We start from the raw sequence: 19,585 nt of genomic DNA on the forward strand, positions 1-19,585 counted from the left end.
TTGCTGCGGCGGGCAGGCATGTGGCCTGCGCTGCACGTTCACGTCGGGGGTGCGCACGTCGTCCTCTCCACCCATCCGCTCGCCGTCTGCGTCGCGGTGCTGGCGGGGAGCGTCCTCGCCGCGCGGCGCGCTGCCCGGCCGGGGCTCGTTCTCGCGCTGACGCCGCTCGTGGTCGTGGCCGGGCTCGGCGGCTCGCGCGCGCTCTTCTGGCTCCTGCGCGGCGGCAGCGCGGACCCGCTCGGCGGCGGGCTCGCGTCGATGGGCGGCCTCGCCGCGGGACTCGCGACGATCGTCGCGGCGGCGCGCGCGACGCACGCCGCGCCGGCGGCGCTGCTCGACGCCTTCGCGCCCGCCGCCGTGCTGGCGCTCGGTATCGGCCGGCTCGGCTGCTTCCTCGCAGGTTGCTGCTACGGCGCGCCGAGCGACGCCCCGTGGGCGCTGGTGTTTCCCGGCGTCGACGCGCAGCCGCGCCATCCATTGCAGCTCTACTCGGCGTTCGCCGACTTCGCGCTCGTGGCCGTCGCGCTGCGCACCTCCGGTCCGCCCGGCCGGGTGGCGGCCCGCTGCGCGCTCGGGCTCGGCGTCGTACGCGCCGCGCTCGAGCTGCTGCGCGACGCCGGCACGACGAACCCGCTCGCGCACGGCTGGGTGACGCTGCCGCAGGTGGGCGCGCTCGTGCTCGTCGCAGGGGCGGCGTGGGCGCTGCGGCGTCGCGACGCCGCGTCATGACGCGCGGCGGGGGATGGCTTCGGGGCCGTCGGCGGCGGCAGCTGCGGCAGCCCGCAGCGCGTCGTCTTCGCCGGCAGCCGGGCGATCATCGCGAGCGGCATCCGTGCGGGCGGCGACTCGGCACCGCAGGCCACCGGCGTCGCGGGGTGCGACCATGTGCCGCATTGTTCCGCTGCCCGCGCGCGACTACCCCCGCGGGGCATGCATCGGGCGCCCTTGCAGGTCCGCCGCGCGCGTGGCCAGAACCGGGCGTGTCCCGCGTCGCTCCGAGTCCGGACGCCGTGAGCCCGCGTGCGCCGTTGCCGGCGCGGGCCGAGGTCAGCCCGCCGTGGCTGGCGCGGCTGCGCTGGGGCACCGTCGGGGGCCAGGTCCTGACGGTGCTCGTCGGGCGGCTGGCGATGGGCGCCGAGCTGTCGATGCGCGGGGTGCTGACGCTCCTCGCGGTCACGGTGGCGACGAACCTCGCGCTGGTCCATGCGGTGCGCAACGGACGTCCGGTGGGGCCTGCCGTCTGCGGCGCGCTGCTGGTGCTCGACACGCTCGTGCTGACGGCGCTGCTCCAGCTGACGGGCGGGCCCTACAACCCGTTCAGCGTCCTCTATCTGGTGCAGATCACGCTCGCGGCGGTCGTGCTGGGGGCACGCTGGACGACCGGTCTCGCCGTGCTCTCGGTCGCCTCCTATGCCGCGCTGTTCCTCATCTCCACCCCGGACGTGCACGCGATGCACGGGCATGGCGGCGCGTTCTCGGTGCATCTCCAGGGGATGCTGGTCGCCTTCATCGTCGCGGCGGCGCTGATCGCGACCTTCGTCGTGCGGCTGTCGGCGGCGATCGAGGCGCGCGATCACGAGATCGCCGCCATGCGCGAGCAAGCGGTGCGCACCGAGCGGCTCGCGGCGCTGACGACGCTGGCCGCCGGCGCGGCGCACGAGCTGGGGACGCCGCTCGGCACCATCGCCATCGTCGCCACCGAGCTGCAGCGCGCGCTCGAGCGTGTGCCCGACGTCGACGGCGCGATGCTGCGCGAGGACGCGCGGCTGATCCGTGCCGAGGTCGAGCGCTGCCGTGCCATCCTCGATCAGCTCGCCACGGACGCGGGCGAGGTCACGGGCGAGGCGCCGGTGCGCGTGTCGGTGGACGAGCTGGTGCGCGACGTCCTCGGGCAGCTGCCCGCCGCCGCCACGGGGCGCGTGTCCGTCGACGGCCTGCCGCTGGCGCGCGCCGCCTCCGTCCCGCGGCGGGCGCTCGTCGGCGCCATCACCTCGCTCCTGCGCAACGCGCTCGACGCCACCGCAGCGGGCGGCGACGTACGTCTCGAGGTCGGTCTCGCCTCCGGCGACGGGCCGGCCGCCCGCGACGATCGCCTGCGCGTCGTCGTGCGCGACGGCGGCGTCGGCATGCCGCCCGACGTGCTCGCGCGCGCGAGCGAGCCGTTCTTCACCACCAAGCCGGCCGGGCGTGGCATGGGGCTCGGTCTCTTCCTCGCGCGCACGCTCGTCGAGGGGCTCGGCGGCCGGCTCGCGCTCGACTCGATGCCTGGCCGTGGCACGACGGCGACGCTCGACCTCCCGCTCGCCGGCGCGACGGCCGGAGGATCCCATGGCGCCTGACCTCGCCCGCTCGATCCTGGTCGTCGACGACGACCGCGTCTACCGCGAGCGCCTGGTGCGCGCGTTCCGCGATCGCGGCTGGGACGTACGCGCCGCCGAGGACGCGGGCGGCGCGGTGGCGGCGATCGAGGCCGACCCGCCCGAGTTCGCCGTCGTCGACATGCGCCTGCCCGACGGCACGGGGCTGGAGCTCGTGCGCAAGCTGCGCAGCGTCGACGCGGCCACCAACGTCGTCGTGCTGACCGGGTACGGGAGCATCGCGACCGCGCTCGACGCGCTCCGCCTCGGCGCGACGCACTACCTCACGAAGCCCGCCGACGTGGACGACATCCTCGCCGCGTTCGCCCGCGCCGGATCCTCCCCGGGCGACGCGCCGATCTCCGCGCCGGCCGAGGACTGGGAGGTGCCGTCGCTCGCCCGCGTCGAATGGGAGCACATCAACCGCGTGCTCGCCGACTCGGGCGGCAACATCTCCGAGGCCGCGCGTCGCCTCGGCCTGCATCGCCGCTCCCTCCAGCGCAAGCTCGGTAAGTACCCGACGCGGCGCTGACGCCGGCTCAGAAGCGCCAGGTGAGGCCGCCGCGGAGGCGGAACGACGGCACGATCTGCACCGCCGTGACGTGCTGGACCACGGGCAGGTCGAGGGCCAGATCCGCGCCGAGCGACGTGCCCCAGGTGAAGGCTACGCCCGGTCCGACGAAGAGCGCGGTGAGGGCGGTATCGTCGAGCGTGCGACCCTGCTGCGTGTCCTTGCCCTTGGTCTCGCCGGTGAGCAGCACCTGGAGGCCGAGCGTGTACTCGTGCTCGAGCAGCGCGTACCAGCCGGGTCCGCCCGTCCAGGTGAGGTCGTCGGCGTAGCGATAGTCGAAGGCGCCCTCGGTGCGGATCGCATACTGCACGCCGGCGGTGGCGAAGACGCGGCCGTGGTCCCAATAGCCGAGCGCGCCGACGATGCCGTCGAACGAGCCCGAGCCGAGCGCGAGGTCGTGGCCGTGGACGCCGCTCGGGATCGCCCCGGGCTCGTGGTGCGACGGACCGACGTCGTGGTGCGTCTCGCCGCGCAGCGCCCGCGCGGCCGGCAGTGCGCTGGCCGGCTCGCCTCGCTCCTCCGCGAGCAGGTCCGGGTCGCCGGTCGGGAGCTTGATCCCGCCCAGCACGGAGAAGCGCAGCACGCTCGCGTCGGTGACGCGGCTGTACGCGAGGACGTTGCCTATGAGGGTCATGTCGCCGAGGCCGGTCGCGTCGCCGTGCACGATGCGGTCGCCGTCCTCGACGCGGCGATAGACGCGGGAGATGAAGGGCAGGGCGAGCTGCACGCCGACGCGGTCGGTGATCTGCCAGCCGAGCAGGAACTGGGTGATCGAGCTGTGGATGTACTCGCCCGCCCCGGTGGACAGCGCGTCGCCGTCGTCGAGCAGGCGGTCGAAGCGCGAGTACTGCTCGGCGACGCCGAGCCGCAGGCCGGTGCGGCCCTCGGCCACCTCGGTGGCGATGTAGACCGCGCAGATGTCGCAGGCCCCGGCAGGGCGGATGCGGCCGACGAGCGTGGCGAGGGCGAGGATCCCGCCGGCGACGATCCGTCGCAGCCGCTCGGGCTGCCGCGCGCGCCGCTCGGTCGAACGCTTCGCCCGATGGAGCCGGGGCAGCGAGGCCGACACCTCGACAGCATTTCGTGCACGTGCTTCGCTGTCGATGCGTCCGAATGCCGCACCGTGCCCGCCTGCTCCTGGCCGCCTCCGTCGCAGCCCTGCTCGCTTTCGCACCGGCGCCCGCCGGCGCGAAGCGCGCTCCCAAGCAGCTGAAGGTGTCGCTGCCGGCGGTGCGCGTGCCGGCGAACGCCAACGTGGAGGAGTGCTGGTTCGTGCGCCTCCCCGTCACGCAGGTCTTCGACGTGGGCGAGTGGTCGATCCGGGTGAAGGGCAGCCGCGGCACCGGCTACGTGCAGCACTTCCTCGTCTATCAGTACCAGGGCCAGCACCTGTCCGAGTTTGCGACGCAGGCGAAGCGGCTGGTCTCGAGCCGGGCGTGCCTCGATCTCGGCCCGGTCGACCGCGACGATCGCCAGCTGATCGCCGCCGGCTCGGCGCCCAACGTCCGCGGCATGTATCCGCCCGGCGTCGCGCTCGCGCTGGCGCCCACGCCGGCGGCGCCCGACGGCATCGGCATCCTGCTCAGCGCCAACCTCGTGAACCAGGGGGCGCGGCCGAAGAAGATGTCGGCGAAGGTGATCTTCAAGCGCGCGAAGCCGGGTACCGTACGCGCACGTCTGCGGCCGATCCTCGACCGCAGCGCCGAGGCCGGCCTGCGCGTGCCGCCGGTGGCGCAGGCCGCCACCGAGGATCTCGTCGACGCGCGCTGGCGTCCCGCGGCCGACGCGTGCGTGCTCGAGGTCACCGCGAACTTCCATCGCCGCGGCCTCTTCATGGGCGTCGACCACGTCGACGCCGAGGGCTCGGTGCTGGCGGTCGACGGCGGCACGCCGAACCCGTACGTCGAGGGCCGGACGCATCTGTTCGGCACGTTCGACTACACCGATCCCGGCACGCGGCGCTTCGCGCGCGGCTTGCTCGTACGTGCCGGCGAAGGGCTGCGTTTCGGGTGCTGGCACGAGAACGGCCTCACGACGCCGGTCCGACTCGGCTGCGAAGAGGCCCTGGGCGCGGCGCCGGGCACGATCGCGGGCGGCCCGGCGAAGCCGTGCATCGCCTTCGGGCCCAGCCCGGCCGAGTGCCCGGCCGCCGACCCGGCGTGGCCGGGACGCACGTTCACCGGCGCCTGCGTCGCGGCGAACGTCGTCGCCGGCCCCACGGCCGACGACGAGCGCTGCGCGCTCGTCGGCTTCTACTGGGACGCCGTGCCGGGTGTCGCGCCGGAAGCCGCGTGCGACGCGAGCGCGCTCCCGCCCCTGGAGTGAAGTGACATGACCGCGACGCGATCGGCTGCGTTCCTCACCTGTCTGCTGCTCACGCTGGGCCGCGCCGCCGCGCACGACGTGCCGGTGGCGCCGAACGACTGCACCTTCGAGCCGATCGAGATCGCGACGCCGCTCGGCGTCGCCACGGTCGCGGTGCCGGGCGCCGGCGCCGCGGTGCGGATCGTCTACTCGGCGGCGACCCGGACGGCGCAGTTCCAGGCGGCCACGGTGCCCCCGCGCGCGTTCGCCGTCGGCGGCGTCGACGGCGCGCTCGGCCTGCCGGCGGTCTTCGCGACGACGCTGAGCGACCGGGGCGATCTCGTGTTCCCGCCGGTGCCGCTCACGCTGCGCGTCGATGGTGTCGACACCGTGGTGCCGGTGCCGCTGACGACCGGCCTCGTCGCCGGCGCCGAGGCGCTCGTCGCCGGCGCGCCGGTGAACGCGGGCGGCAGCGGCGGCGTCACGCTCGTCGGCGTCGTGCCGGCCGGCGTCCTGCCGGCGCCGCTCGACGTCGGTCCGACGACGCTCCGCCTCCAGTGCGCCCTCGTGGCTTCGGCGCCCGACCTCGATCAGTTCGCGGCGACGCCGACGCCGGCGAAGCTGAAGGGAAACGTCACGAGCGCGGGCGGCAGGATGCAGCTCGTCGTGCGCGGCTCCGCCGAGGTCGCGGCCGATCCCGCAGCGGGTCCGGCGGCGGTTCTGCTCACCGCGGGCGGCGCGCCGTTCGCGAGCCTGCAGGTCCCCGGCGGTCTCGTGGCGAGCGGGAAGGAGCTCGTCGGAACGACGAGCGACGGCGCGCGCATCCGCGTCCGTGCCCGCGGCCGGCTGCCGAAGTGGACGGTGAAGCTCGAGCTCGCGACCGCGACCGTGCCGGCGGCGAGCGGCCCGGTGTCGGTGGAGGCGACGCTCCAGCTCGGTACGCTGCTCGTGCGCCAGCAGCGACCCTTCAAGGCGAAGAACGGACGCCTGCGCGCGCGCTGACGAATGCGCCATTGCCGAGATCGGGGAGCGATGCCTAGAGTGCCGTCGATGTCGCGTCCGATGACGGCCCTCGTGGCCTTCTTCGCCCTCGCCGGCAGCGCCGCCGCCCAGCTGCCGCCCGTCTACCACGGCCTCCTGACGATCCGTCCCGCCCAGGGGCGCATCGATCCCGTCAGCGGTCAGAGCTCGATCACGGTGAAGCGTTGGGACTTCCTCGCGTCGCCCGACTCGAACGGCATGAATCCCGCGACCGAGCCGGTGCAGATCGCGATGGGCGAGCTCGACCGCTTCACGATCCCCGTGGGCGCGATCAAGGTGGCGAAGAACGGGCGCGTGTTCACGTTCCGCGACAAGTCGATCAAGCGCGGCATCCGCTCGCTGCGGCTCCAGCAGACGAAGAGCGGCATCTGGCGCGTGCGCTTCCAGGCCGTCGGCATCGAGCTCTCGCGCCTGACGCTCGAGTATCCGTTCTGCCATCCGCTCGCGCTCATCGTCGGCGACGACGACGGCTTCTCCGGCATCGAGCTCGATCGCCCCGGCGGCTTCTCCGGCAAGCGGGTGCGCGTGGTCGGCTTCTGCACCGACCTCTCCGAGTGGCCCTGGCTGTAGCGTAGCCAGACCCGCGGCGCGCCGCGTCGGGGGAAATTCCTTGACGACGCGGACTTCGGAAGACTACACCGCGGCTCGTACCGATCGGTACACATCCGCCATGCAGGTCGCGCAGACGTCGCCGAAGCCCGCCAACGCCGACGAGGTCCGGCGGCGCATCCTCGATGCCGCCGAAGAGGTGTTCGCGGCGCGCGGCTACGGCGCCGCGACGACGCGCGAGATCGCGGAGCGCGCCGGCATCGGCAAGCGGATGCTGTTCTACTGGTTCACCAACAAGGACGCCGTCTATCGCGCCGTCCTGGAGCGCGTGGTGACCGGCATGGTCGGCATCCACGAGCAGTTCCGTCTCGACCCCGGCCCCATCGGGCTCGGCGAGTCGATGGAAGGCATCACCCACTTCGCCGCCGCGAACCTGAACGCGCTGAAGATCCTCACTCGCGAGATCATGGACGGCGGCGCGCACGTGAAGGACCTCGTTCAGGAGCACCTCGGGCCGCTGTTCGCGCGCGGCGGCGAGGAGGTGCAGCGCAACATGGACGAGCAGGTGTTCCGCAGCGGCGATCCGCTCCAGGTGCTCGTGAGCGTCGCCGGCCTCACGCTGTACTACTTCCAGATGCTGCCGCTCCTGGAGTTGCTCCGGGGGCAGGACCCACTCGAGCCCAGGGCGATCGCCGAACGCGCGGCAGCCGCCCGGGACCACCTGATGCACGGCTTGCTGGGCCCGAAGGCCCAGGGGAGGGGAACGCCGTGAGCACCGTTCGGAAGCTCGTCAAGCTCGTCCCGATGCTGGTCCTGATCGTCGCCGCCGGCGGCGCCGACGCGGCGCCGACGCGCTCGAGTCCCGTCGCCGTCGGTCCGGACGGGACCGTGTTCGTCGTCAACCCGGATCAGAACAGCGTCGCCCGCATCGTCTACGATCCGTCCGCGGTCGGTACGCTGACGCACGAGAGCAGCGTCGGGGCGTATCCGCGCACGCTCGCCGTCGCCGGCTCCTGGGTCTACACCGCCGACCAGAACGGCGACGGCGTCTCGCGGCGCGATCAGGCCGACCTCGGCAACCTCCAGCAGGTTGCGCTCGGCCAGGGCTGCAACCCCTTCGGCATCGCGCCGACGCCGGGCGGCGATCAGCTGCTCGTCACCTGTCAGGGCAGCAGCGAGGTCGTCTTCCTGTCGCCCGATCTCGCCGTGCTCGCGCGCGTCGAGCTCGAGTGGCCGGGGGCGCGCGCCATCGCCGTGTCCGACGACGGCCGCGCCTTCGTGGCCCACTACCTCACCGAGGAGCCGGGCCACGATGCGCACGTCTCGGTTCTCGACGTCGGCCAGCGTGTGGTGTCGACGGTCTGGAACATCCCGCCCGACCTCGCGACCTGCGAGACGCAGAACTCGGGGCAGGGCGTGCTGAACCTGCTCAACACGATCGCCATCGTCCCCGCCGGGCTCCAGGGAGGGCAGGTGTGGGTCGGCGGCACGCAGGAGAACACGATCTCCAAGGGCCTTTTCAAGCGCTACACGCCGTTCCTCGAGCAGGCCGGCCACGACATGTTCCCGGGTGTCGACTACCTCCCGCGGCCGATGGCCGAGTCGTCCGCCGGCAAGAAGAAGGGCAAGAAGGGCGGCAAGCCGACGCTGCCCGCGTTCCCGAGCAGCGCCGCCGCCCGCAACAAGTACAAGGCGTCGTTCCACGACATCACGCGCTTCGGCATCGTGAAGCTCGACGGCGTGACCGGCGCCGTCGTTGGCAAGATCGACGTCGACGAGGCGAATCACGCCACCGACCTCGAGTTCTCCGCGGACGGCGACGTGGCCTACGTGGTCGACCAGATGTTCCACAGCTACCACGTGTTCAACACGGCGCGCGGGCAGGGCGGGGATCCGACGACGCTCTTCGCCGGCGTCGCCGCGAACGGCCCCGGCGGCGCGGACCCGGCCGCGAACTGCATCCCCGACGCGCTGAACCAGATCCGCAACGAGCGCCCGTACCGCATGGCGCCGCAGGCGCAGATCACGCCGATCGACGGCTACGATCCGGTGAAGATCGGCGACTACTCGAAGGTCGAGACCGGCGTCGACTTCGACGCCGCGACCTACATGTCGACGGTGCCGCCGATCGAGAAGATGCGGCTCGTCCCCGACGCGATCGGCACTGCGCCGATCGGCGTCCGGCTCTCGGCCGACGGCTCGCGGGCCTACGTCGCGAACTACCTGGCGCGCAACATCGTCGTCGCGGCGACGGCGCAGCCGACGGGCGGCGACGGCAAGCCGGCGCAGCTGCGCTGTGCGGCCCAGATCGAGCTCACCTGCGGTACGAACAACGACTGTCCGGCGGGCGCCGGCGTCTGCAATCACCCGGGCGGCCCGTCCTGCAGCACGGACGCCGACTGCGGCGACAGCGGTCCCTGCATCCGCAGCCAGGACTGCGTCCCGCTGATCCTGGGCGACCCCGTCGGTACGCTCGCCGGCGGGTTGGAGAGCGACGCCCTCCATCCGGCCATCCTCGACGGCAAGATCCTGTTCAACACCGCCGGCCGCGACTCCAGCACGCCGAACAACATCGGGCTCGGCGCGGCGGCGCCCCTCTTCAATGACCCGGCGAAGACGGGACGCCTCCCCGGCAGCGTCGTCAGTACGGCGCACGACGCCTCCTACGTCACCTGCTCGACCTGTCACGCCGACTACGGCGGGCAGGACGGCCGTTCCTGGGACTTCTCGCAGTTCGGCGCCTCGCTGCGGAACTCGATGGACCTGCGTGGTCGCTCGGCGTTCGCCCCGGGCACGTGCAGCAACGACGCGAGCCAGCAGTGCTTCTTCGACGCCGCCTGCGGCGCCGGGAACTTCTGCCGCGCGCAGCCGCAGATGATCCCGCCGAACGTCGCCCCGGCCGACCGCGAGCGTTGGTTCAACCCGATGCTCACCGTGCACTGGAACGGCGACCGCGACGAGGTCGAGGACTTCGAGTTCACCTATCGCTCGCTGCTCGGGGCCGGCGACTGCGACGGCTTCGAGGACGTCGGCACCGGCGACGTCGCCACCGGCTGCATGGGCGCGCTCATCCAGCGCAACAGCTTGACGACGACCGATCCGGTCGACGTCAACCCGGACCTCGGGGCGCCGAACCGCAACCTGCGCGGCATCGTCGATCCGTCGAAGATCGTCGGCATCCGCCTTTCGCACATGGCCGACTTCGTCTACTCGCTGACCGAGTTCCCGCGGAACCCGAACCAGCCCGACGAGGCCGCCGAGCGCGGCCGTCGCATCTTCAACGACCCGCAGACGCGCTGCGCGCAGTGCCACGCGTCGAACCAGGGCGTCGGCCGCGAGTTCTTCACCGACAAGAAGCCGAGCACCAGCTTCGATCCGACCCAGCCCGGTCGCGCCGACCGCAACAACCCGTTCCTGCGCCACGACGTCGGCACCGCGAACCTCTTCGACAAGGCCGACCCGCACGCGGTGGCGATGCATACGCAGAGCTTCCACAACGAGCGTACGCAGCAGCCGGGCCCACGCGACGTGCTCGGCGAGTACGTCACGCCGGTGTTGAACGACCTCTGGAACACGGCGCCGTACCTGCACGACGGCAGCGCGCATACGCTGCTCGACGTCGTTCGCCCGTGCGACACGACGCTGGACGCCTGCCTCGCCGCCGGCCGCGGTCGCAACCTCGACGAGAAGCACGGCGGCACGGCTTTCCTGACGCCGCAGCAGATGAACGACCTCACCCGGTTCCAGGAAACGCTCAGCGTCGACACCATCGTCGGGCAGGGCGATCGCGCGGTGCACGCGGGACGACTGCGGATGTCCCGCCTGCAGGTCGCGACCAGCAAGAAGGGGGCAACGACGGTCGCGATCACGGGGCAGCTGACCGACGTGCCGGGGGCACTCGACCCGGCCGCCGGTCTGCTGCTGTCCTTCGCCATGCCGGGCGGCAAGCGCATGACCATCGTCGAGCGCCCGATGGCGATGAAGGCCAAGGGCGGCAGCTTCGTCGGCGAAGCGGCCGACGGCAGCAGGCTGAAGCTCAGGATGAAGTCGGCGGGCGGCGGCTGGCGTTTCACGCTCTCGGGCAAGAAGCTCGACCTCGCCGCGCTCGACTTCGGTACGCCCGACGGCACCGTCCGCCGGCGCGACCTCACGGTCGCGTTCGAGATCGCGTCGGGAAGCGGCACCGTCCCGGCGACGTTCGCGCAGGGACGCGTCCTCGAGGGCAAGAAGCGAAAGCTCGCGCTCGCCAAGCCGGGCAAGAACGGGAGGAAGGGCTGATGAACGCACGTCACGGCACCGTCGCCACGCTCGCCCTGGCTCTCGCCGCCGGCGGCGTCCACGCAGGCACCTGCACGATCGAAGGCGCGGGCCTGCGCAGCATCAATCACATCGGCTCGGTGGGCGATCTGCTCTCCCCCGTGCCGTCCGCGAACGGCTACGACATCGAGGTCGACGTCGACGAAGCCGCGGGCACGTTCATCGTGCGACGCGAGGCGATGCCGCCGTTCGAGTTCGGCTCGCCGGGCGGCAACGTCGCGCTCCGGCTCGCCGGTCCCGTCGTCGCGGGGCGGATCGACGCCAAGGGCCACGTGCGTCTCGGGCCCTGGAGCCTCGAAGCCGACTTCGCGGGCATCCCGCTGCCGCAGAGCCCCGTGTTCTCGACGGGGATCAAGTCGAACCAGCAGTTCGACAAGGAGTTCCCGAGCGTCGGCGCCGCGCTCGACTTCACGACGGGGATCCTGACGCTCGACGGCAATGCCAAGATCGCGAGCGCGCCGATCATCTCGGAGCCGGTGGCGACCAACTACAAGATCACCTGCCGGCTGGCCCCGATCCCGAACGCCGCCGCGCTCCCGGCCGGCGCCTCGCTCGTGAAGCCGCGCGGCACCGCGAAGGTGAAGGGCGCCCCGGAGGGCGATTCGCTGGTCCTCACCGCGAAGCTCGTGCCGCCGGCCGAGGGTCTGGATATCGCGGGCCGGGACGTCGTCGTGCAGATCGGCGATACGCCCGAGACCGCGCTGCTCTTCAGCGTCGCCCACGCCGACGTGCTCGGCGCGAAAGGAAAGAAGCGTCTCGTGAAGGACGCCGGCGGCGCGTCGCTGCGTGTGCTGAAGGGGCGCAAGGGCACGGACGAAACGCCCGTTCCCACGAGCGGGTCGCTGGTCGTGACCCCGGGCAAGAAGAGCATCGCCCTGAAGCTCACGCTGAAGGGCCTCGACCTCGCGGCGCTGTCGGGCACCCAGCAGGTGACCGTCGGCATCGGCGACGTTTCGGCGAGCGCCCCGGTCACCGTCGCGGGCAGCGGCAAGAAGCGCAAGCTCAAGTAGCGACCGCGGGCTCGCGCGGCGCCGCGCGAGCCCGCCCCGGTCCCGGCGCCGCGCACCGGCGAGCCGTCTCCTGAACCCGCCTGCGGCGCTGGTTTGACGCTCGCGGACGAAGCGGCTAACACTCGCCCTCCGCTGCGGCCAGGTAGCTCAGTTGGTAGAGCACACGACTGAAAATCGTGGTGTCGGCGGTTCAACCCCGCCCCTGGCCATTCCGCGCTGACCTCGTGTCAGCCCGTCGCCGCTGGCCGGGGCCGTGCTCGGCCCCCGGCCCGGCGGTGCGGCTCACAGCGTCGCCACCGTGTGTCCGCCGTCCACGACGACGAGGCTGCCGGTCATGAAGCGCGACGCGTCCGACGCGAGCAGGAGCAACGCGCCGTCGAGGTCGGCGGGCCGTCCCACACGCCGCTGCGGGATGCGGTCGACGAGGCGCCTGCCGGCCGGCGTCGACCAGAAGTCGCGGTTCATCTCGGTCTCGATGTAGCCGGGCGCGATCGCGTTCACGCGGACGTCGTGCCGGGCCCATTCCATGGCGAGCACGCGGGTCAGGTGGATGAGCCCGGCCTTGGCCGCGGCGTAGGCGGGCAGGTGGCCGACCGGGCGCAGGCCCGTGATCGACGCCACGTTGACGATGCTGCCGCCGCGCCCGGCGGCGACCAGCGTCCGCGCGACGGCCTGTGCGACGAGCCAGGCGCCGCGGAGGTCGGTGTTCATGACCCGGTCCCAATCAGCCTCCGCGACATCGAGCGCCGGCGTCGTGATCGCCAGCCCGGCGTTGTTCACGAGGACGTCGATCGGGCCCATCTCGTCCGTCGCCGCGGCGACGGCCGCGCGCACGCTGGCGCCGTCCTCGACGTCCAGCGGCACCGCCAGCGCGCGGCCGCCGGCCGCGGTGATGGTCCCGACCAGCGCCGCCAGGCGCTCGCGACGCCGTGCCGCCACCGCGACGCTGGCGCCGTGCGCCGCGAGCGTGCGGGCGAAGTGAAGACCGAGGCCGGAGGACGCGCCGGTGACGAGCGCGACCCGCCCGGAGAGGTCGAAGGGATGCGGCATGCGCGCCGCATACACGATGCGCCCGACCCGGTGCACCTGGCGAAAAACGCGCCGGATGAATTGCGCCCGACCGGATGCGCTGCTAAGGCCAGCCCCGGCGGGCGGGGCCCGTCGGCGACGGCGCGGGCCGCGCGGAGCGGGGCCGCGCCGTGCGGGGAGGTGAGGCATGGGACGCGGTCGCGACGAGCATCCGATGGACACGCCGCCGGCACCGAGGCCGGCGCGGCGTCATGAGTCTCCGATTCCGCTCGATCCGGTGAGCGTGCTCGCCGGCATCGCGCCGGGGGTCGAGCTGACGGTCGATCCCCTGCCCGCCGGTGTGGCGGGTGCGCTGGAGGATACGAGGGTCACGGTGTCGGTCGAAGAGGTCGGCCGCCTGCTGCGCTGCGGCGAGGGCACCGTGCGGCGCCTGATCCGCACCGCCGTGCTGCGCCCCGTGCGCGTCGATGGTGCGATCCACGTGCGGCGCAGCGACGTCGACACCTACCTGAAGCACGCGGCATCGCGGGTGCGCGGAAAGCCCGGCGAGTGACTGCTCAGCATTGAAGGTCCTCGCTGTCCGACAGCGACACACGGCGCGCGCACGCGCCGTCCGACTTCTTGACAACTTTCGGACCTCACCCGAATAGGAAGAGACCACGACTCGCCAGCGCCGCAGTGGCCGCAGGCGCAGTGCCCAGAGGGGAAAAGGAGTGCCCATGAGACTACTCGTTGCTAGCTCGCTCGCCGTGCTGGCGCTGGCGGCGGCTGCACCTCGAACGGTGCAGGCGCAGTGTGCCGACGTCACGGCGATCCGCACCGTCGTCGAGGCGACCTGTGCCTCGCAGTGCGCCGGTACGAAGAAGAAGCCGTTCAACAAGTGCCTGAACAAGTCCCTGAAGGATCAGGGCCTGAACGGCAAGTGTAAGAAGCAGATCAAAAAGATATACAACGCCTCCCTCTGCGGCCAGAAGGACACGGCGGTCGTCTGCTGTCAGCAGAAGGGCAGGAAGATCGGCACCATCAAGAAGAAGCCGACGCAGTGCAAGACCAACAAGGGTGCGTCGCTCTGTACCGGCGCCGTGCGCGGTAGCGTCGCGGGCGCGTTCTTCGACAGCGTGACGGACGTCTGCAGCGCCGCGGGCGCCTGCAACCCGACGCCGACGACGACCACGACGACCACGACGACGACCACGACCACGACGATCCCCCTCGGGTCCTGCAACCTCAACGTTCCGTCTCTCCAGTTCACGACCGGGACGCCGACGGGCACCTGCGGTCAGTTCCTCGATGGGTCCGACGACAAGCTCGGCGATCTCAACTGCGGCGGCCTGAACATCGGCGGCGGCAGCGGCACCGTGCTGGAAGGCCCCACCCCGGATGGCGCTGCGAACCGCTTCCTCGCCGACTGTCAGGGCGACGTCTGTACGCTCACCGCGACCGAGCTCGCGTCGGAGTGCTGGGACTGCTCGGCCGAGGGCTGCAACTTCGGCACCCCGCTCCCGATCGTGAACTCCGGCCTGTCGACGTGCGTGCTCAACACGTTCAAGACGCCGGTGAGCGGCACCATCGACCTCTCCACCGGTGTCACCACCGACCTCTCGATCAACCTCAACTCGCAGGTCTTCCTGACCGGCCTCCAGCGCTACCAGCCGGACGGCGGTCCCTGCCCGGTGTGCTCGGTGGCCATCGGTGGTCCGGCCATCTCCGGCACGCCGGAGAGCCCTGCGACGGGCGTGTGTGACGGCGGCCCGAACGCCGGCGAGCCGTGCCGTACGACCAACTCGCAGGGCCTGTCGTCGAACTGCCTGCCCGGTGGCGCGACCGAGGAGGAGCCCTGCAACCCCGATCCGCCGGTCGGTAACGGCAACTGCGCCGACGGCTCGGCGAACCTGGGTGCTATTCCCGTCAACCTGACGCCGCTGTCGACGGGCGTTCTGTCGCAGACGGCGGATGGTGACGGGAAGTTCTGCAACGGTCAGGCGAACGCCGGCTGCTTCGGTCGCAACGACGCCCCGGTCGGTAGCCTGTGCCGCAAGATCGAGACGGAGGGCGCCGCCGCGGGCCCCATCGCCCCGAACACCCCCGTCGCCGTCACCATGGCCAGCATCTTCTGCATCCCGGCGACGTCGAACGGCATCATCAACCTCTCGGCCGACCTACCGGGACCTGGGCAGATCAGCTTGCCGGGTACGTTCGAGCTGATCGTCCCGTAAACCCGTAACCCCGACGCCGCACGGCGTCCGAACCACGACGCCCCCGGGCCTGCATGGGTCCGGGGGCGTCGTGCGTTTCGGGCTTGGCGATCGCGGCCGCACGGCACCCGCCAACGCACATTCCCGTGCGCCGCGCGCCGGGCTTCGTTCAGGCCTGAACGGCGTGCCGACAGAAAATGCCCGTCGTTGCTGGAGTCCGGATGCGGCATGCATCTCGCTCTATGCCCCTCCTCAGGAGGGCATGGACATGGACGTCAAGACGAGCCGCAACGAGAAGAACGGAGCGCCGCGCCGGCGCGTGATCGCCGTGGGCAAGAAGCAGGGTGGACGCTGGCAGGTGCGGATGAGCCTGTGGCGCTACCTCGCCGCGACCGCGATCTCGCAGTGAGCGCCGCGATCGCGGCGCGCTAGCCGCGATCGAGTCCCGCGGCGCGGGTGTCGATCCAGTCGAGCACCCGCGCCTCCAGCGAGACGCCGTCGAGACGGTCGATCTCCTGGATGCCGGTGGGACTCGTGACGTTCACCTCGGTCACGAGCCCGCCGATGATGTCGAGCCCGACGAACCAGAGGCCGTCGGCTTTCAGGCGCGGCGCCATGCGCGCGCAGATCTCGCGGTCGCGCGCATCGACCGGGGAGCGCTCGACGCGGCCGCCGACGTGGATGTTGCCGCGGTGCTCGTCCTCGCGCGGTACGCGCAGGACGGCGCCGAGCGGCTCGCCGTCGAGGACGATGAGCCGCTTGTCGCCCTGACGCGCGGCCGGCAGGTAGCGCTGCGCCATCACCAGGCGCTGGCCTTCGAGCGTCGACAGCTCGAGCAGCGCGTTCAGGTTGCGGTCGGCGCGATGGACGTGCAGCACGCCGGCGCCGCCGCAGCCGTCGAGCGGCTTCACGATCATCTCGCCGCCCATCGCCTCGCAGAACGCCTTCAGGCGCTCGTGGCTGCCGGTGACGATGCTCTCGGGGATCAGGTCGGGGAAGTTGAGCGCGTAGAGCTTCTCGTTCGCCTCGCGCAGCCCGCGCGGCGCGTTCATCACCAGCGTGCGCCGCTCGTCGACGAGCCCGAGCAGATGGGTCGTGAAGAAGAACGCCATGTCGAAGGGCGGGTCCTTGCGCATGAGGACGACGTCGAACGCGGTGAGCGGCTCGATCGAGGTCTCGCCGAGGCGATATGGGACCGGGGCGCGCTCGACGTGGAGGCGGCGCACCATCGCGTGCGGCACGCCGCGCTCGACGAACAGATCCTGCGGCTCGCAGTGCCATTGCCCGTGCCCGCGGCGCTGCCCCTCGAGCTGGAAGACGAAGGTCGTGTCCTTGTCGGGGTGGATCTTCGCCATCGGGTCCATGACGTAGAGCAGCCGGCGCGGTGCGCTTCCCATGGGCGCGAACGTAGCCTGTGCGCCCGGGTGGAGCCACGACCGGCGGATCAGCCGTCGCCGTAGCGCGCCTGGAGCAGGGCGGCCGCCGTGATCGCCGCCGTCTCGGCGCGCAGGATGCGCGGGCCGAGCGTCATCGTCGTGAACCCGTACGTCCGCGCCAGCGCCACCTCGTCCGCGGTGAAGCCGCCCTCGGGCCCGGTGACGGCGACGATCGCCGCGGCCGCCGCCGGCAGGTCGCGCAGCCGGACGCCGTGCTCGTCCTCCCAGGGGAGGAGGCGGAGGCCCGCCCACGGCGTCGCGAGCACCGCGGCCAGCGGCTGCGGCTCGTCGACGACGGGGACGTGCGGGCGGCCGGACTGCTCGGCGGCCGCCCGTGCGACGCGGCGCAGGCGCGCGGCGTCGATCCGGTCGCGCACCGTACGCGCCGTATGGACGGGCGCGATCCGTCGTACGCCGAGCTCGGTCGCCTTCTCGACCACGAGCGCCATGCGGTCGCCCTTCACGAGCGCCGGCGCCAGCACGAGATCGAGCGGCGACTCGCGGGCCGGTCGTGCCGTGCCGAGCACGCGCGCCACCGCGCTCCGTGTGTCCACCTGCTCGAGGCGCACGCGATGCTCGGCGCCCGCCCCGTCGAGCACGGTGCACTCGTCGCCCGGGCCGAGGCGCAGGACGCGCAGGTGGCGCAGGGCGGCGCCGTCGAGCGCCAGACAGCCGTCGGTCGGCGTCGCGCCGGGCACGAGCAGGCGCGCCATCAGGCGGGCCGCTCGAGGCGCAACGTCCGCCACGGGTCGTCGGCGCGTACGTGGCGCAGCGTGAACCCGGGATAGGCCGCGGCGACGCGGTCGACCTGCTCGGCGAGGATGCCCGAGACGACGAGCCGCCCGCACGGCGCCGTTACGGCCGCGAGCACCGGCGCCTCGCCGACCAGCACGTCGGCGAGGAGGTTCGCGACCACGAGGTCGAAACGCCCGCGCAGCGCCGCCGGCCGCCCGCCGAAGAGGCGGACGCGGGCGGCGTGGTTCCGGACGAGCGTGGCGCGCGCCAGCGTGAGCACGCCCGCGTCGTCGTCGAGCGCGACGACGCGCGGCACGCCGAGCCGCGCGAGCGCCGCTGCCAGGATGCCGGAGCCGGTGCCGACGTCGAGCGCCGACGCGACGCCGCCCGCGGCGACGGCGTCCTCGATCTCCTCGAGGCAGGTGCGGGTCGTCGCATGCTGGCCGGTGCCGAACGCCATGCCCGGCTCGACGACGAGGACCTCGCGGCCCGGCGCGTCGGGCACGTCCCAGGGCGGCGCGACGAGCAGGCGCGCGCCGATGGCGAGCGGACGGTGATGGGCGCGGAAGACGGCGTCCCAGTCGACCGCGGGCACCGGCGCCAGGCGCACCGTGCCGCCGCTCCAGGCGGGATCGAGCGTCGCGAGGGAGTCGAGATAGGTGCGCACCACCGCGGCCAGCCGGGCCGCGCCGCTCTCCGGCACGTGGGCCTCGAGGCGCGCGCAGCCGGGCGTCGCCGGCGGCGCGTCGACGCCGCTTTCGCCGGTCATGACGCCGGGCGCGCCCTCGTCGAGGAGCAGGCTGGCGACGGCGTCGGCGGCGGGCTCGGCACACTCGACGATCACCGCCATCCACGCGGGCTCGGCACGCGCGTCGTCCGGACGTGTCACGCGCGCGACCTTGGGCGCCGGACCTCCGGCTGTCAACGGCGCAGCGAGCCGCGCCTGCGGGGACGCGGTTGACCGCAGAGCAGGGGGCTCCTAGGAGGGCGCCATGTCGCTCGAGATCATCGCCCACCGCGGCGCGAGCGGCACCCGACCCGAGAACACCCTGCCCGCCTTCCTGCGGGCCGTGGAGCTCGACGCGCACATGATCGAGCTGGACGTGCAGCTGTCCGCGGACGGTGCGGTGATCGTCCTCCACGACGACACGCTCGATCGCACGACGAGCGGCCTCGGCCCCGCCTGCGCGCGGACCGCGGAGGTCATCGCGGGGCTCGATGCCGGCGCCTGGTTCGCGCCGGCCTTCGCGGGGACGCGCGTGCCGACGCTGGCGCAGGTGCTGGCGGCGGTGCCGATCCCGCTCAACGTCGAGCTGAAGCCGGGGTCCGACGACGGCCTCGAGGCCCGCACGCTCGCCGTCGTGCGCGAGGCCGGGGCCCTGGGCCGCGTCGTCTTCTCCTCGTTCGACGGCGCCCGGCTCGGGCGGCTGCGCGCGCTGGCGCCGGACGCCGAGCTCGCCGTGCTGTGGTCACGGACGGACGTCTCGGGCGCGATTGCCCGGGCACGGGGCGTTGGTGCGAGAGCATTGCACATCCGCAATGGGTCACGGGCGCCCATCGGGGTGACAGCAGGGCGCGCAGCGGGCCTCGCCGTGCGCGTCTGGACCGTGAACGATCCGAGGGATCTTCCGCCTTTGGCGCGCGCCGGCGTCGCCGGAATCTTCACGGACTTCCCGGAGCGCTTCTTGCACCAGGGCCAGACCTGACCGCGTCGGAGCCGCTGCGACGAGACGGGACCCGAGCTTGACTGCCACCACCGTTTCCGCGAACGTTGCCCCCTTTCGTCCGGGAGGGGGTGAACACAAAACATGGCAGGGGTTCGGGTCAAGGATAACGAGCCCATCGACAGCGCCATCCGCCGGTTCAAGAAGCAGTGTGAGAAAGCTGGCATTCTCGCAGAGCTCCGCAAGCGCGAGCACTACGAGAAGCCCAGCGTCCGGCGCAAGAAAAAGGCCATGGCCGCGCGCAAGCGCGCCATCCGCCGTACGGCGCGCAACCAGGTGGCCTGAAGGCACCTCCCAACCCGACGCGGCACCCGAGT

19 protein-coding genes and 1 tRNA gene are annotated in these 19,585 nt (G+C 72.6%); 15 read left to right on the forward strand and 5 right to left on the reverse strand.

Annotated features, from left to right (window positions below; genetic code table 11):
• The first annotated feature begins 18 nt into the window (after positions 1 to 18).
• From KIT14_16295 to KIT14_16305, 3 genes are all read left to right on the forward strand, one after another.
• Positions 19 to 729, forward strand: a complete 711-nt coding sequence (locus tag KIT14_16295) for a prolipoprotein diacylglyceryl transferase (protein MCW5892085.1) — start codon at positions 19 to 21, stop codon at positions 727 to 729.
• Between the two features lie 251 nt (positions 730 to 980).
• Positions 981 to 2,339 carry a HAMP domain-containing histidine kinase gene (locus KIT14_16300; GenBank protein MCW5892086.1) on the forward strand — a complete coding sequence of 453 codons (1,359 nt, stop codon included), beginning with the start codon at positions 981 to 983 and terminating at the stop codon, positions 2,337 to 2,339.
• Positions 2,329 to 2,889: a response regulator gene (locus tag KIT14_16305; protein MCW5892087.1), complete on the forward strand. Its 561-nt coding sequence runs from the start codon at positions 2,329 to 2,331 to the stop codon at positions 2,887 to 2,889. Before KIT14_16300 ends, KIT14_16305 begins: the two co-directional genes overlap by 11 nt.
• 7 nt (positions 2,890 to 2,896) lie before the next feature.
• Here KIT14_16305 and KIT14_16310 read toward each other — a convergent pair whose 3' ends face one another.
• Positions 2,897 to 3,997, reverse strand: coding sequence for a hypothetical protein (locus KIT14_16310; GenBank protein MCW5892088.1), 1,101 nt, complete (start codon positions 3,995 to 3,997; stop codon positions 2,897 to 2,899).
• A 44-nt stretch (positions 3,998 to 4,041) separates the two neighbouring features.
• Between KIT14_16310 and KIT14_16315 the strand changes: the two genes are divergently transcribed.
• The 7 genes from KIT14_16315 (at position 4,042) to KIT14_16345 (ending at position 12,358) form a co-directional block, all read left to right on the forward strand.
• Positions 4,042 to 5,253 (forward strand): hypothetical protein, encoded by a 1,212-nt coding sequence (locus KIT14_16315; GenBank protein ID MCW5892089.1) that lies wholly within the window; start codon positions 4,042 to 4,044, stop codon positions 5,251 to 5,253.
• Positions 5,254 to 5,259: 6 nt separating this feature from the next.
• On the forward strand, positions 5,260 to 6,234 hold the full coding sequence (locus KIT14_16320) for a hypothetical protein (protein MCW5892090.1): 975 nt from the start codon (positions 5,260 to 5,262) through the stop codon (positions 6,232 to 6,234).
• A gap of 48 nt (positions 6,235 to 6,282) precedes the next feature.
• Complete coding sequence (locus tag KIT14_16325; protein ID MCW5892091.1) at positions 6,283 to 6,843, forward strand: hypothetical protein; 561 nt, start codon at positions 6,283 to 6,285, stop codon at positions 6,841 to 6,843.
• A gap of 100 nt (positions 6,844 to 6,943) precedes the next feature.
• Positions 6,944 to 7,594: a TetR/AcrR family transcriptional regulator gene (locus tag KIT14_16330; GenBank protein ID MCW5892092.1), complete on the forward strand. Its 651-nt coding sequence runs from the start codon at positions 6,944 to 6,946 to the stop codon at positions 7,592 to 7,594.
• The gene (locus tag KIT14_16335) at positions 7,591 to 11,100 is read left to right on the forward strand and encodes a hypothetical protein (protein ID MCW5892093.1); all 3,510 of its coding nucleotides are present in this window, start codon (positions 7,591 to 7,593) and stop codon (positions 11,098 to 11,100) included. The genes KIT14_16330 and KIT14_16335 overlap by 4 nt, the downstream gene beginning before the upstream one ends.
• Entirely contained in the window at positions 11,100 to 12,149 is a 1,050-nt protein-coding gene (locus tag KIT14_16340; protein MCW5892094.1) for a hypothetical protein, read from the forward strand. Before KIT14_16335 ends, KIT14_16340 begins: the two co-directional genes overlap by 1 nt.
• A 136-nt stretch (positions 12,150 to 12,285) precedes the next feature.
• Positions 12,286 to 12,358 (forward strand) — tRNA-Phe (locus tag KIT14_16345).
• A gap of 73 nt (positions 12,359 to 12,431) precedes the next feature.
• Here the strand turns inward: KIT14_16345 and KIT14_16350 are convergent.
• A complete protein-coding gene (locus KIT14_16350; GenBank protein MCW5892095.1) occupies positions 12,432 to 13,199 on the reverse strand; it encodes a glucose 1-dehydrogenase in 768 nt (255 codons plus the stop codon).
• A 166-nt stretch (positions 13,200 to 13,365) separates the two neighbouring features.
• Between KIT14_16350 and KIT14_16355 the strand changes: the two genes are divergently transcribed.
• The 3 genes from KIT14_16355 (at position 13,366) to KIT14_16365 (ending at position 15,782) form a co-directional block, all read left to right on the forward strand.
• Positions 13,366 to 13,731 carry a helix-turn-helix domain-containing protein gene (locus KIT14_16355; protein ID MCW5892096.1) on the forward strand — a complete coding sequence of 122 codons (366 nt, stop codon included), beginning with the start codon at positions 13,366 to 13,368 and terminating at the stop codon, positions 13,729 to 13,731.
• Between the two features lie 166 nt (positions 13,732 to 13,897).
• Positions 13,898 to 15,394 (forward strand): hypothetical protein, encoded by a 1,497-nt coding sequence (locus KIT14_16360; GenBank protein ID MCW5892097.1) that lies wholly within the window; start codon positions 13,898 to 13,900, stop codon positions 15,392 to 15,394.
• Between the two features lie 247 nt (positions 15,395 to 15,641).
• Entirely contained in the window at positions 15,642 to 15,782 is a 141-nt protein-coding gene (locus KIT14_16365) for a hypothetical protein (GenBank protein MCW5892098.1), read from the forward strand.
• Between the two features lie 19 nt (positions 15,783 to 15,801).
• Here KIT14_16365 and gshB read toward each other — a convergent pair whose 3' ends face one another.
• The 3 genes from gshB to KIT14_16380 are packed head-to-tail and all read right to left on the reverse strand — an operon-like array spanning position 15,802 to position 18,433.
• Positions 15,802 to 16,770: a glutathione synthase gene (gene gshB / locus KIT14_16370; GenBank protein ID MCW5892099.1), complete on the reverse strand. Its 969-nt coding sequence runs from the start codon at positions 16,768 to 16,770 to the stop codon at positions 15,802 to 15,804.
• 47 nt (positions 16,771 to 16,817) lie between these two features.
• Positions 16,818 to 17,522, reverse strand: a complete 705-nt coding sequence (locus tag KIT14_16375; GenBank protein ID MCW5892100.1) for a 16S rRNA (uracil(1498)-N(3))-methyltransferase — start codon at positions 17,520 to 17,522, stop codon at positions 16,818 to 16,820.
• A complete protein-coding gene (locus KIT14_16380; GenBank protein ID MCW5892101.1) occupies positions 17,522 to 18,433 on the reverse strand; it encodes a 50S ribosomal protein L11 methyltransferase in 912 nt (303 codons plus the stop codon). Before KIT14_16380 ends, KIT14_16375 begins: the two co-directional genes overlap by 1 nt.
• Positions 18,434 to 18,536: 103 nt before the next feature.
• Here KIT14_16380 and KIT14_16385 point away from each other — a divergent pair, with 103 nt between their 5' ends.
• Together KIT14_16385 and rpsU are read left to right on the forward strand one after the other, a co-directional pair.
• Positions 18,537 to 19,250 carry a glycerophosphodiester phosphodiesterase gene (locus KIT14_16385; GenBank protein MCW5892102.1) on the forward strand — a complete coding sequence of 238 codons (714 nt, stop codon included), beginning with the start codon at positions 18,537 to 18,539 and terminating at the stop codon, positions 19,248 to 19,250.
• A 102-nt stretch (positions 19,251 to 19,352) separates the two neighbouring features.
• Positions 19,353 to 19,553 carry a 30S ribosomal protein S21 gene (rpsU, locus tag KIT14_16390; GenBank protein ID MCW5892103.1) on the forward strand — a complete coding sequence of 67 codons (201 nt, stop codon included), beginning with the start codon at positions 19,353 to 19,355 and terminating at the stop codon, positions 19,551 to 19,553.
• Positions 19,554 to 19,585 lie beyond the last annotated feature (32 nt).

The sequence above is a fragment of the bacterium genome (genome assembly GCA_026129405.1).
Lineage (GTDB): Bacteria > Desulfobacterota > Binatia > DP-6 > DP-6 > JAHCID01.

Excerpts from the sequence above, each read along its gene's own strand:
- KIT14_16330 (MCW5892092.1), top strand. The coding sequence starts at position 6,944 with ATGCAGGTCGCGCAGACGTCGCCGAAGCCCGCCAACGCCGACGAGGTC.
- KIT14_16305 (MCW5892087.1), top strand. The coding sequence starts at position 2,329 with ATGGCGCCTGACCTCGCCCGCTCGATCCTGGTCGTCGACGACGACCGC.
- KIT14_16385 (MCW5892102.1), top strand. The coding sequence starts at position 18,537 with ATGTCGCTCGAGATCATCGCCCACCGCGGCGCGAGCGGCACCCGACCC.
- KIT14_16325 (MCW5892091.1), top strand. The coding sequence starts at position 6,283 with ATGTCGCGTCCGATGACGGCCCTCGTGGCCTTCTTCGCCCTCGCCGGC.
- KIT14_16295 (MCW5892085.1), top strand. The coding sequence starts at position 19 with ATGTGGCCTGCGCTGCACGTTCACGTCGGGGGTGCGCACGTCGTCCTC.
- gshB (MCW5892099.1), bottom strand. The coding sequence starts at position 16,770 with ATGGGAAGCGCACCGCGCCGGCTGCTCTACGTCATGGACCCGATGGCG.
- rpsU (MCW5892103.1), top strand. The coding sequence starts at position 19,353 with ATGGCAGGGGTTCGGGTCAAGGATAACGAGCCCATCGACAGCGCCATC.
- KIT14_16350 (MCW5892095.1), bottom strand. The coding sequence starts at position 13,199 with ATGCCGCATCCCTTCGACCTCTCCGGGCGGGTCGCGCTCGTCACCGGC.
- KIT14_16360 (MCW5892097.1), top strand. The coding sequence starts at position 13,898 with ATGAGACTACTCGTTGCTAGCTCGCTCGCCGTGCTGGCGCTGGCGGCG.
- KIT14_16320 (MCW5892090.1), top strand. The coding sequence starts at position 5,260 with ATGACCGCGACGCGATCGGCTGCGTTCCTCACCTGTCTGCTGCTCACG.
- KIT14_16365 (MCW5892098.1), top strand. The coding sequence starts at position 15,642 with ATGGACGTCAAGACGAGCCGCAACGAGAAGAACGGAGCGCCGCGCCGG.
- KIT14_16315 (MCW5892089.1), top strand. The coding sequence starts at position 4,042 with ATGCCGCACCGTGCCCGCCTGCTCCTGGCCGCCTCCGTCGCAGCCCTG.
- KIT14_16355 (MCW5892096.1), top strand. The coding sequence starts at position 13,366 with ATGGGACGCGGTCGCGACGAGCATCCGATGGACACGCCGCCGGCACCG.
- KIT14_16375 (MCW5892100.1), bottom strand. The coding sequence starts at position 17,522 with ATGGCGCGCCTGCTCGTGCCCGGCGCGACGCCGACCGACGGCTGTCTG.
- KIT14_16340 (MCW5892094.1), top strand. The coding sequence starts at position 11,100 with ATGAACGCACGTCACGGCACCGTCGCCACGCTCGCCCTGGCTCTCGCC.